The organism is Pseudomonas sp. Z4-20 (assembly GCF_051131955.1).
Taxonomy (GTDB): Bacteria; Pseudomonadota; Gammaproteobacteria; order Pseudomonadales; family Pseudomonadaceae; genus Aquipseudomonas; species Aquipseudomonas marvdashtae.
Window position 1 is genome coordinate 2,774,948 of record NZ_CP071641.1, and the last position, 12,421, is coordinate 2,787,368.

The window sequence follows — 12,421 nt, forward strand, 5'->3', positions numbered from 1 at the left end:
GCAGGCCAGACATAACAACAATTCCAAGGCCGCAGCCACACGCTGCCACGCTCCGCTCGTTTTGCGCGACCCGAGCGTGCCTTGATGGAGGAGATGCACCGTGAGTTCCGAGTTCAGATCATCCTCCCGGCCCGAGCCTGTGCGTTATCGCCAGGTGTCGATTGGCCATCCAGCTGTTGAAGTGCGCGAAGAGCAGGGCATTGTGCACATGCGCTCCCTGGAACCGCTGGCTCCGTTGCCGGCGCGTTTGCTCGATCGCCTGGTGCACTGGGCGCAGGTACGGCCAGACCAGACGTTCATTGCCGCCCGCGAAGACAAGGGTGAGTGGCGTCACGTCAGCTATGCACAAATGCTCGACAGCGTGCGAGCCATCGCCCAAGGCCTGCTGGCGTACGGGTTGTCGGCGGAAAAACCCTTGGCGTTGCTGTCGGGCAACGACATCGAGCACCTGCAGATGGCGTTGGGGGCCATGTACGCCGGTATTCCTTACTGCCCGGTGTCGCCGGCCTACTCGCTGTTGTCCCAGGATTTCGCCAAGCTGCGGCATGTCTGCGACGTGCTGCAACCGGGGCTGGTGTTCGTCAGCGACGCGGCGCCGTTTGAGCGGGCGGTCAATGCCGTGTTGCCGAGGGACATCCCATTGATCACGGTACGCGGCGAGATGGCGGGGCGCGGGCGGACAAGCTTCGCCAGCCTGCTGGCAGCGCCGGGCGGCATCGAAGCCGAGCGTGCCTTCGCCGCCACCGGCCCGGACAGTATCGCCAAGTTCCTGTTCACGTCTGGTTCCACCAAACTGCCCAAAGCGGTCATCACCACTCAGCGCATGCTTTGCGCCAACCAGCAGATGTTGTTGCAGACCTTCCCGGTATTCGGCGAAGAGCCGCCGGTGCTGGTGGACTGGCTGCCGTGGAATCACACGTTCGGCGGCAGCCATAACGTCGGTATCGTGCTGTACAACGGTGGTACGTTCTACCTCGACGATGGCAAACCCACCGTGCAGGGCTTCGCTGAAACCTTGCGCAACCTCAAGGAAATTTCCCCGACGGCCTACCTGACCGTGCCCAAGGGCTGGGAAGAGTTGGTCAGCGCCCTGGAACAGGATGCCGAGTTACGCGAGCGCTTCTTCAAGCGCATCAGCCTGTTTTTCTTCGCCGCGGCGGGCCTTTCGCAAAGCACCTGGGATCGACTCGACAAAGTGGCCGAACAGCATTGTGGCGAACGAATCCGCATGATGGCCGGCCTGGGGATGACCGAAGCATCGCCGTCCTGCACCTTCACCACCGGACCACTGTCGATGGCCGGCTACATCGGCTTGCCGGCGCCGGGTTGCGAAGTGCGGATGGTGCCGGTGGACGGCAAGTTCGAAGGACGCTTTCGCGGGCCGCACATCATGCCCGGCTACTGGCGAGCGCCAGAGCAGACCGCCGAGGTGTTCGATGAGGATGGCTTCTACTGCTCGGGTGATGCCATTAAACTCGCCGACCCCTCCAACCCACAGCTGGGGCTGATGTTCGATGGGCGGATTGCCGAGGATTTCAAATTGTCCTCCGGGGTGTTCGTCAGTGTCGGGCCGTTGCGCAACAGGGCGGTGCTGGAAGGCACGCCATATGTGCAAGACCTGGTGGTGACGGCACCGGATCGTCCGTGCCTGGGCGCATTGGTACTGCCACGCCTGCATGAATGCCGGCGCCTGTCGGGCCTTGGGCTGGACGCCAGTGACGCTGAAGTGCTGGCCAGCGCGCCGGTGCGCCAGTGGTTCGCCGATTGGCTGCGCCGCCTGAACCGCGAAGCCAACGGCAACGCCAGTCGCGTCGAATGGATCGCGCTGCTGGATGAACCCGCGTCCATCGACCGAGGGGAAATCACCGACAAGGGCTCAATCAATCAGCGGGCGGTGTTGCAATGGCGCGCGGCGAAGGTCGAGGCGCTGTACCGGGGCGAGGACCCGACGATCCTGCGCGCCGGACCGGTCGGCTGACACTGCCGCCTTGTGGGCGCGAGTACGCTCGCTCCCACAATTGATTGCAATTACTATGGCGGCTCTCTCTTCTCTGGAATCACCTGGATGAGCAAGCCCGGCCAAACGGTCCTGGTCGCATTGCGTCGCATGATCGCCTCTGGCGAGCTGGCGGCGGGCGAGCGACTGATGGAAATTCCCACCGCGCAATTGTTCGGCGTCTCACGGATGCCGGTGCGCATGGCGTTTCGCACCCTGGAGCAGGAAGGGTTGCTGGTGCGTTTTGGCGGGCGCGGTTTCCAGGTGCGTTCGGTCAGTGCCGAGGAAATCGCCGGGGCGGTGGAAGTGCGTGGCGTGCTCGAAGGCCTCGCCGCCCGGCAAACGGCCGAGCGGGGTCTGTCCGACGACGCCCGTCGCACGCTTGAACGGTGCCTGGTACAGGGCGACGAACTGTTCAACAAAGGCTACGTGACCGAAGAAGACCTGGAGGTCTACCACGACCTCAACATGCGTTTTCATCAAGCCATCGTCGAAGGCAGCCACAACCCGGCCATCGCCGATGCCCTGGCGCGCAATGACCACCTGCCATTCGCGTCAGTGACCGCCCTGGCGGTGGATCGCCAGAACATGGCCGGCGAGTTCCGCCGCTTCAATTACGCCCACATGCAGCATCACTCGGTGTTCGACGCGCTCGTCAGCCGCCAGGGTGCCCGCGCCGAAGCGATCATGCGCGAGCATGCCAACGCGACTTTGCGTTACGCCGAGGTATTCGGCTCGGCGTTGGCGGATGAGCGGATGAAGGTGATCCTTCGCTCAGAATGATGTGCCCATCGTGGTGGTTAGAGATCCAGCACCAACAACGGCGTCCGCGACCTTGAACAGCACGGCGTGAATTGATCATTGAGCGCCTGCTCGGCCTCGGTCAGGAACATGTCACGGTGTTCCGGCACGCCTTCCAGCACGCGGGTCAGGCAAGTACCGCAGACGCCTTGTTCGCACGAGATCGGAACCTCGACGCCATGGCTTTCCAGCACCTGCACCACGCTGCGGTCCGCCGGCACCTCGAACACGAGGCCGCTGCGAGCCAGTTTCACCGAGAAGCTGCCGTCCGCCGTGGTGTCTGTCGGCGCGGCGGCGAAGTACTCCCGGTGCAGGTTGGGCTCTTGCCAGCCTTGGGCCTTGGCGGTGTCGAGGACGTGCTGCATGAAACCACCGGGACCACACACATAGAGGTGCAGGTCGGCACTGGGCGAGGCCAATACCCGCGCGGCGTCCAATGCCGTGGCGGGCTCTTCGTCGAAGTGCAGGAAAACCCGGTCGGCATAAGGCGACTGCTGCAAGCGCTCAACGAAAGCCGCACGCTCCTTGGACCGCGCGCAGTAATGCAATTCGAACACTGCGCCGCCCTGGGCCAGGTGCTCGGCCATGCACAGGATCGGCGTGATGCCGATGCCTCCAGCAAACAGCAGGCTGCGCCGGGCCTGCGGGGCGAGGGCGAACAGGTTGCGCGGTTCGCTGATCAGCAATCGGGTTCCCGGCTGGATCTGTTCATGCAAACGGCGTGAGCCTCCACGTGACGAGGGATCCTTGAGCACGCCGATTAGGTAGCGATGCCGTTCCTCCGGGTGGTTGCACAGCGAATATTGGCGGATCAGCCCATCGGGCAGATGCACGTCGATGTGAGCGCCGGCAGTGAACGGTGGGAGTGGCTGGCCGTCGACACGCGTCAGCTCATAACTGCAAATGTCGAGGGCTTCATCGTGCCGTGCGGCGACCTGAACTTCGATCATGGCCGTTGCTCCGCGTGTTGTGGTTGCTGGGTCGTGGCGATCAACGCCGCCTGCTGCTCACGCTCCCGGGCGATCCAACGTTCCAGGACCCGACGCGACTGCACGCCGCCGGCGTCAATGTTGAGCTTGAGCAAGTTGCGCTGCGGATGGTCCAGCAGGTTGCGTTGCTGGCGTTCGAGCATCTCCAGGTCTTCGCTGAAAATCTTGCCCTGGCCTTCGCGAATGCTCGCGGTCAATGCGTCGTCCTGGGGCTGGAAGTGCCGGGCCATGCCCCAGAAATACCAGATGGATGTCTCGGTTTCCGGCGTGATGAAGTCCACCACAATGCTTGATGCCTTGAACTGTGGCGCGGCGTGATAACCGCCATGGCCCGCGTGAGCCACGCCGACTTCGATCAGTACATGGCTGGGCGGGGTGAAACGACAGATCTGCCAGCGGTCCACCGGCACATCGTCGGCCAGGTTGTTGCCACGCAGCGCCATGCGCCAGAACGGCGGGGCCATGATGTTTTCCATGTGGCGGGCGGTGACCACTTCATCACCCTCGACTGTGGTCACGGGCGGCGCCTCGTCGATTTCCTTCTGGCCGATGCTCGAGGCGTGTACATAGGTCTCGTGGGTCAGGTCCATCAGGTTGTCGATCATCAGGCGATAATCGCAGTGGATATGGAACAGGCCGCCGCCATACGCCCACTCAGCGCTCTGGGCCCACTCCAGATGAGGAATCAGCGACGGGTCCGCCAGCGCCTGTTCACCGGGCCAGACCCAGATAAACCCATGGCGTTCCTCAACGGCAAAGGTCTTGTTGCAAGGAAATCCACGTACCCGCTGGCCGGGCATCTCGACGGTTTTGCCGTCACCTCCCATGACCAATCCATGGTAGCCACACACCAGGTTGCCGTTTTCGACATAACCCAGCGAGAGCGGGGCGCCACGGTGGGGGCAAAAATCCTCGACGGCGGCGACTTTGCCTGCATGTCCGCGGTAGAAGACGATTTTCTCGCCACAAATCTGCCGACCCAACGGCTTATCGGCAATCTCATCGGGGGTGCAGGCAACGTACCAGGTGTTTTTGGGGTACATGGGAGGGATCTCCAGGCTGGTTTTATTTTTATCTGTGGATCCATTAACTCTCTTAATCAATTTACTTGTCAACGATTTTGCTGGTCGTGCGGACGATTGGCTTTATTAATGGATCCATAAATAAGAAATGCATAGGCCTTCGTCATTCGCGCCTGCAAGACAGGCGCAGTGATCAGCGTCGGCGCAAGCCTGCTCATGCGTACTCAGGTCAAGGATTTCGAATTTGTTGGCCCAAACTTCGTCGAAGAACAATACTTCGGCACGGTTATCGCCTTCGCGGTGCGCAAGAACGCTCTGCTGGCGAGCCCTTGTCCCATAAATATGGAGTGATTCATGAAAACCAAAGCGGTACTCACGGAACAGGACGTCGCTCAGCTTCTGGTAGCGGCCAAGGAACTGGCGCATCAGCGCCAATGGGCCGTTTCGGTCTGCGTGGTGGACGACGGCGGGCATCCCCTGGGGCTGTTGCGCCTGGACGGCGCCTCGCCATTGTCGAGCTACATCGCCACCGAAAAAGCCCGCACCGCCGCCATGGGCCGGCGTGACAGCAAGGTCTTCGAAGACATGATCAACGGGGGTCGTATCGCCTTCCTGAGCGCTCCGCACCTGCAGGGCATGCTCGAAGGCGGCGTGACGATCCGCCACGACGGCCAGTGTATCGGTGCCATCGGGGTGTCCGGCGTGAAGGCCGAGGAGGATGCGGAACTGGCGCGGTTGGCGGTGGAGACCGTATTGCCGATGATAACCCCAGATGCCTGACGCAAGGAGCTCCAATAAACGCTGCACAAATCTTCCAGACTGATTCGTCTGCAGCGTTTAATCTCCCCAAGCGGATAAGTGAACGAGGCAGCCCATGACAGCGCGCAACTGGATCGATCTCAAGCAGGACGCCACGTCCGGCATCGAGACGGTGCGCGCGCATTTCGAGGGCCACGCGTACGATCCGCACTGGCACGATGCCTACCTGGTGGGCGTGACGGAGCAGGGCGTGCAACAGTTTCACTGCCGTCAACAGCAACACAACAGCACGCCGGGCAAGGTGTTCCTGCTGGAACCCGGGGAATTGCATGACGGCAATGCGCCTCATGAAAACGGTTTTACCTACCGCACACTGTACCTGGAGCCGCATTGGCTGGAGCGCGAGCTGCGTTCCCTCTTCGAAGAAGCGCCGGACAATGCCCAGTTGGGCTTTGCCGCCACCCTCAACGATGACGCACGATTGGCACGGGCCACGGCCACGGCCTTCCAGAGCCTGCATGGGCAAGAGATTCTTATCGTCCGCCAGACTGCCCTCGACACGCTGCTGTCGAACCTGACCCAACACCTGCACTGGCGGGCTCGCATCAATCCCGATCCACGCCTGCCACTGGTTGCGCAGCAAGCCCGCGATTACTTGCACAGTCACTTGAGCGATGACATCGGCCTGGACGATTTGGCGCGGGTCGCAGGCGTGGATCGTTTTCGCTTGAGCCGTGCGTTCAAGGCGGCCTTCGGCCTGGCGCCCCATGCGTATCTGATCCAGCTGCGCCTGGCCCGGGCGCGACGCTTGCTCGCCAGCGGTGAAAGCGCCGCGACCGTGGCGGCCATGCTCGGCTTTGCCGATCAGAGTCACCTGGGCCGCTGGTTCCAGCGCGCCTATCGCTTGAGCCCGGCGGATTATCGAAAGCGCTGCTCAATTGTTCCAGACTGAGCCCGGCCGTGTCGGGATGATCAGCTCCACGATCATCTACCGAGAAGTTGCTTCATGGACCAGTTGCTGCCGTTTGCCTTGTTTGCCTTTGTCGCTTCCATCACTCCGGGCCCGACCAACATCCTGGTGCTGAGCCACAGCTCGCGCTACGGCCTGGCGACCACATGGCCGATCATCCTCGGCGCCTGCGCAGCGGCGGCGCTGCTGGTGTTATTGGTGGGCACCGGACTCGGCGATGTGCTGGCACGGCACGCGACGATTCAAACGGTCCTGTCCTGGGCCGGCATCGCCTGGCTGAGCTGGATGGCCTGGCAGATCTTCAGCGCGCCGGCCGAGGCCATCGATCCGGACCGACCGGTGGAAGGTCCACGGCTTGGGCTGGCGGGAGCGGCTGGTTTGCAACTGGTAAACCCGAAGACCTGGATGATGGCGCTGGCGGTGGTCAGCGTATTCGCCGGTGCCGAGGCGGACCGTACCGTGCGGGTGCTCTGGCTGTCCCTGGCGTTCTTCGCGATTTCCATTCCGTGCATGACCGCCTGGGCTTACTTGGGGCGGGGCGCCGCAAGGTTCTGCCGCTCCGCCGTGGCGATGGGGCGCTTCAACCGGATCATGGCGTTGTTGTTGCTGGTGTCGGCGTGGTTGACGTTGGTGGTGTAACCCCTTGCAACGGTTCGACGGTTTCAAAAAGTGATCGTTTTCGAGAGCATCCCACGCACCTGAGCTGAGCGTGCTCAAAATTTCGAACGCTAAATCGACCCCAAGGAAGGAGGTCTGTCATGTCCATTCAAACTACCCATATCGAGTTTATCCAGGCCAGGCTGCCAGCCTGGTTGAAGCGAGCCTCCCGTGCGGAGCAGAAGCGTTTCAAGGTCCTTGTCCAGCAATTGCAGCGCGACAGCGATGCGCTCAATGCGCTGCTGGTCGACCTGCCTGCACCGGAAACCTTCGCCAGCGAACTGCTGCAGGCCGAGCCACAAATACAGGCTTGGCGTCCAATAAACGGCGTCGGCGACAACGCGGATGCGATACGCCGTGCGAGGGTCAGGCGCGGGCCCTACGTTATTGATCCCACGTTGTCGGTGATCAAGGCGGCCATGGGCAATTATCCCCCCGGCGATGCGGTCATCGGCGGTGAGTTCGATACCAAGGGCGAGCTTTTCATTCAGGGACGGCCGCAGGAATTCACCCAATGGGGCGCGCCGTCGGACACTGCGCCTTTACCCATGAGCCCTGCCGAATTCGCGCGGCTGTGTCGCCGAGTGGACGTAGGCGGGGCTTACCGCCAATTGTTGGAAGGGACGCTGCCGCGCATCGGGAGCGAAATTCCCGCTATTGCGAACGCCTACATGGCGTATGCACGCAGCCAGCTGACTCATGATGCCTACGAGGCGAAACTGGACGGGCGCCTTGATGAAACCGGCGCCCGATTGCTGGCTCACGTTGGCATCCAACTTGAAGAGCGGCCCGTCGTCCCCCTGGCCTGCGAGGTCAAGTCCCTGGAGCTGCTGTCGGTGCCGCTGTTTGGCGCGCGGGTGTATTGGGGCGTGCAAGGGGACGCCAGCGGCGTGCGGCCGATTGTCCTGCACATTCCCAACGATGAAGTGGCGCCCCTCAAGCAGTTTGCCAGCCTGCAAGCCATGTCCGCCGAACTTACTGAGCGGGTACGCAGACGCCGCTATCGCGAGCGCCTGATGGAGTATTTTCCGTTGCGTCTACAAGCCTTGCTCGGGACGGCTCTCCATGACCAGGTGGAATGGCGGGTGGACGACAACCCTAACGTGATCCAGGAGCTCTACGCCAGGATCACCGGCTGGCGCGACGGGGAGCGGGGCGAGGATGGCAACCGTCACCGCATCCGGATACCGATGCCCAAGGTTGCCTGGGGAATGGGTGATCTTCGTATAGAACCCTGGACTGCTTGCTACAACGAATGGCGCGGCCAAGCCCTGGACAACGCTGCTGCGCTGATGGTCCCGACCCGGTATCTGGACTGGCAGGCGCAGTTGGCTCGCCTTGCCTACTGGGAGAACCTGGTCGAGCAAGCGTTAATGGTCGCCGCCACCATCTTTCCATTCTGTGCGCCCATTGGCATGACGGCAGCGGCGGTAGGCGGCGTGCGCCTCGTGTACGAAATCTTCGAGGGCATCCAGGCCTTCAATCAAGGGCAAGCCCAGGAAGGCATCGAGCATATCTTCAACGTATTGTTCGGAATCGCTCAAGGTGCCTACCTGGGGTTTATCGGCGGCGCCATTGAGCCCATGCAAGTGCATGATGGCAGCACGCGCTTGTGGAATGGCGATGTCACGCCTTTCCAGGCGCGACGATTGCCGCCCGTGGAGGCCCAGCAGGATGCCTGGGGTGTCTGGCGAACAACCGACAAGGCCTGGGTGCGAATTGATGATCGATACTTCGAAGTCCAAGGCACTGGCGATGCTTTGGACCTGAGCTTGCCCGTCGGGCATCGCGGCGTCAGGCCACCGCTGGCATGGAGCCGTGCCCGCGGTTGGCAATGGGCGCATCGTGACCCGATGCAGTGGGGAAACCTGGATCTGTTGCGGTCCTTCGCCGAGACGCCTGGCGAACTCGATGACGTGACGATTCTTGCGCTGCAGCGTCAGGTCGGAATCAGCGAGGCACATCTGCGCTATCTTCAAGCCGAGGGACAGCCGTTGCCGGCGATATTCGCCGACGCCCTGGATGAGGCACGCAACTGGCAGTGGCTGCGGCATACCATCGAGCGTCTGCGTCGTGATGAGGCGCCGGGTGGCAAGCATTTTCGGATCGTCCAGACACTGGTAGACCTGCCAGGCTGGCCGAAGAAATTGTCGCTGCGCTATTACGACGAAGTGACGCTTTATCCCGTGGGGAATAAGGCCAATACACGTTTTATTCGGCTGAGCAAGGCTGATCTGGAGCACGATGCCTGGGCGTCTTATGTCCTCGCCAACCTGGGCACGGACGAGCAGACCGCGATCCTCGGGCAAAGCAGCTTCGGCTTGCGTCCGGCTGAACGCAGTCGTCTGCTGGCCCAACGCTGGGCCGAGCTACTGGAGCGCAACGCCGCGCGGGTGACCAAGGGCATGCGCCGGTCCTCCGTGCTCGACCCTTTGTCCGCGCCGGTGCGCCGAGCCTTTCCGGGCTTACCGGAATCCATCGCCAATGAGCTTGCCCGGGAGACCACCGGCCAGGATCGCCTGCGCTTGCTCGACGGACGAGTGACGCAAGGGCTGGGTCAACGCTGTGCTGAAGCCTTGCGTGAGCTGCGCCTGAGCCGTGCGTTGCATGCCTTGGAGCGCGGTGAAAGCAGCGGTGATCGTGATCGCATTGTCATGGGGCTGCTCGGCCGCTCGCCGCAGGCCCAAGGTCGGCTGCATTTGCGCCTGTGGTCACGGGAGCTGAGAGGGCCAATCGAAGTGGAAGCAGAAGGCCCCATCAAGGTCATTCGCCAGGAGGACGATAAATACCGCCCGTTTGACGAATATGGTGAAGAGCTGGCTGGCCCCCTGGCGCTGGAGGAGGCCTTGCTGAGAGCCATGCCGGACGACGCGCGCCAGGCTCTGGGCTTGAATATCTGGGAAGCGGACACGCTTAGGGCTCAGCTATTTGCCCAGGCCATGGATGACCGGCAGGGACTGCGATCCTTTCTGTCGATGAAAGGCATCGGCAATGACGGTGCGCGTCCCCAGTGGCTGAACGGACGCTTGGGTTACCCGCTCAGCGGACGCGGACGGCTTGCGCTACAGGAATGGCGCGGGGGCTTGGATCATCGACTCGAGCAGCTGTATCCCAATCATGCAGGCATTGCCTTGGCGCGGCTTCGGCTGACTTTGGCCGAGCAGGCGCGGCGCGAGGGGATCGGCCTGGAAGATTTGCTCGGCGGGCTGGAGGCCCAGTGGACAGCGCTTGACGAAGGATTGCATCAATGGGCGGTTCATGATGAAGCCCATCATTCTGTTGAAAATCTCTATGACACCGAGGCGCGAGCCCGCCAGCGCAACGCCGTGGCAGAGGAAATTCGCCGTGCCTGGCGGCGCGCAACCGACCCACACCGGGAGGGCGGCGAGATAAGCTTGCAATTGGTGGGGCATGACATCGGCCGGCTTCCTCCCATCAACGCGAATTTCGATCACATTGAAGAGCTGACGCTAGTGGACTTGAGCCTGGACGAAGATCCTTCGGATTTCCTCCGGCTGTTCCCCAACCTCGATACGCTGCGTCTGCACGATAACCACCTCAAGGCGATTCCCGTGGCAGTGGGCGAGCTGCGCGGGTTGATGGAGCTGTCATTGGGCCACAATCCCCTTGCCATCACCGCCGACGTGTTTGCCCCTTTGCTGGGCGCCGATTCGGCGACTCATTTACGCGCCATGAACCTGTCCGGCATCAGCAGTGACGCAGCACCGTCGACCAGCGCCGCGATGATCGCCGCCATCAATCGCCTGGCCGAGCTGCCTTCCCTGCGCGAGGTGGTTTGGAACGACAACCTGCATTTCACCCCTCAGGAATTGGCGGCCCTTACTGCCTTGCCCGGATTGCACTCATTGGATCTGGTGAATTGTGGCCTGCGCCTGGATGAGGCGGGCAGTGCCTTCCTGCGCACGGCCACGTCGTTGAAAGGGTTGCGCTTGAGCGGCAATAACTGCACCTATCTCCCCAACCTGCCGGAACTGACGCAACTTCGGGAATTGGAACTGGCCAATGCCGGACTCGACAAGGTGCCGGTCCTGGCATTGGCCGTGCTTGCCAATCCTTCCGAGCATGCTTTTCTTGACCTCAAGGGTAACCGCATCAACGACATTCAGGACGAGCTACTTCCCGCGCTTGGCGCCCGGCCAAAACCTGACGACCTGGTACTGCTGCTTCATGATAACCCGCTGCCCAGTGCGCAGATCCAAGGGCTTCGGGTATTCAAGCCGGAAGCTTTTCGCTACACGGTCGATGCCTGGCTGGACAGCTTTCCTTCCTTCCAACGTTCTCTGGAGGCGGCTCGCGACGATGCCGGCAACCGGCGTTTCATCGATTGGTTCTCCACCGCGATGACCGAAGCCAATAGCCGCGCCGATATTGGACTTGCCTACAACGACCGGGTGAGGGCCGGCGCGGTGCTCCAGCACTACACGGGCTTTCGCACCGTCTATGCCGAGCTCTCGCCCCGGCTTGCGGACTTCGACCAACAATTGGGGGCTCTGCGCGGTCGCTTGCAAGCACGCATCCTGGACAGGGAGCAGCCGGACATCGCGGAGTTGGAAGTGCACTTCATGATGTTCACTGCGGTCCAGCGTGCCCGGCTTGAACCTCAAAGCGTGCCTTTTGCAGGTTTTCTGAACGAGCATTACGACTATTGGAATCTCATTCTGACAGCCCTGTATCCCGATGCCGTCCAGCGCAATGGGCTGATGACGCAAGAGCGCTTCATCGATTGGCTTTGCGATGCCCAGGACAGCTTCAACAACAACGATCAAGCGTCTCGCGTCGGGGAAATGACCTGGCGCCCCTACCTCGGGCTGATGTCCCTGGACTGGACCGATGGGCTGGCGATCTGGGACACGGTTGAAAACGATCTGGTGGACGCTTTCAGCGAGCCGGTAGACCCGTCCGGGTGGCCACAGGTGCTGCTGGATAACCTGGTGCACCCGGACGCCGATTTGCCGAGTGCCTTGGAACATGTCTCGGTGAATGGGCAGATGGTCTGGCGCAGGTCCAGCCTCGAGCCCATGGCCGATGTGGATTGGGCCGCAGGCCAGCCGGTCAACCTCAACGACGACCAGTTCCGACGGACCATGGCCATCTACCGCTCGGTCAAGAGCCGTGAAGTGGATGCATTGGTTCGTCGCATCACGACCGATCTGGTTGTCCCCTGGTGGCCGGTGCGGGCGCCTAGGTCAACTACCTGAAAAAAACC

Annotated in this window: 9 protein-coding genes; 7 read left to right on the top strand and 2 right to left on the bottom strand. The window is 62.0% G+C overall.

Translation table 11 applies throughout. The features are described from left to right. Positions 1 to 100: 100 nt before the first annotated feature. Together J3P82_RS12680 and J3P82_RS12685 are read left to right on the top strand one after the other, a co-directional pair. Positions 101 to 1,978 carry a feruloyl-CoA synthase gene (locus tag J3P82_RS12680; protein ID WP_434563548.1) on the top strand — a complete coding sequence of 626 codons (1,878 nt, stop codon included), beginning with the start codon at positions 101 to 103 and terminating at the stop codon, positions 1,976 to 1,978. Between the two features lie 87 nt (positions 1,979 to 2,065). Further along, positions 2,066 to 2,779 (top strand): GntR family transcriptional regulator, encoded by a 714-nt coding sequence (locus J3P82_RS12685; protein ID WP_434563550.1) that lies wholly within the window; start codon positions 2,066 to 2,068, stop codon positions 2,777 to 2,779. Positions 2,780 to 2,796: 17 nt separating this feature from the next. Here the strand turns inward: J3P82_RS12685 and J3P82_RS12690 are convergent, their stop codons facing one another. Beyond that, the gene (locus J3P82_RS12690) at positions 2,797 to 3,747 is read right to left on the bottom strand and encodes a PDR/VanB family oxidoreductase (RefSeq protein WP_434563552.1); all 951 of its coding nucleotides are present in this window, start codon (positions 3,745 to 3,747) and stop codon (positions 2,797 to 2,799) included. Then, complete coding sequence (locus tag J3P82_RS12695; protein ID WP_434563554.1) at positions 3,744 to 4,829, bottom strand: Rieske 2Fe-2S domain-containing protein; 1,086 nt, start codon at positions 4,827 to 4,829, stop codon at positions 3,744 to 3,746. The genes J3P82_RS12690 and J3P82_RS12695 overlap by 4 nt, the downstream gene beginning before the upstream one ends. Before the next feature lie 168 nt (positions 4,830 to 4,997). Between J3P82_RS12695 and J3P82_RS12700 the strand changes: the two genes are divergently transcribed. The 5 genes from J3P82_RS12700 to J3P82_RS12720 all read left to right on the top strand — a co-directional run bounded on the left by J3P82_RS12700 (position 4,998) and on the right by J3P82_RS12720 (position 12,413). Continuing rightward, positions 4,998 to 5,159, top strand: a complete 162-nt coding sequence (locus J3P82_RS12700) for a hypothetical protein (protein ID WP_434563556.1) — start codon at positions 4,998 to 5,000, stop codon at positions 5,157 to 5,159. 3 nt (positions 5,160 to 5,162) lie between these two features. Continuing rightward, positions 5,163 to 5,588, top strand: coding sequence for a GlcG/HbpS family heme-binding protein (locus J3P82_RS12705; RefSeq protein ID WP_434563558.1), 426 nt, complete (start codon positions 5,163 to 5,165; stop codon positions 5,586 to 5,588). 94 nt (positions 5,589 to 5,682) lie between these two features. Next, complete coding sequence (locus J3P82_RS12710; protein WP_434563560.1) at positions 5,683 to 6,519, top strand: AraC family transcriptional regulator; 837 nt, start codon at positions 5,683 to 5,685, stop codon at positions 6,517 to 6,519. A 54-nt stretch (positions 6,520 to 6,573) separates the two neighbouring features. After that, entirely contained in the window at positions 6,574 to 7,176 is a 603-nt protein-coding gene (locus tag J3P82_RS12715; protein ID WP_434563562.1) for a LysE family translocator, read from the top strand. Between the two features lie 119 nt (positions 7,177 to 7,295). Continuing rightward, on the top strand, positions 7,296 to 12,413 hold the full coding sequence (locus J3P82_RS12720; RefSeq protein ID WP_434563564.1) for a dermonecrotic toxin domain-containing protein: 5,118 nt from the start codon (positions 7,296 to 7,298) through the stop codon (positions 12,411 to 12,413). The last annotated feature ends 8 nt before the right edge of the window (positions 12,414 to 12,421 follow it).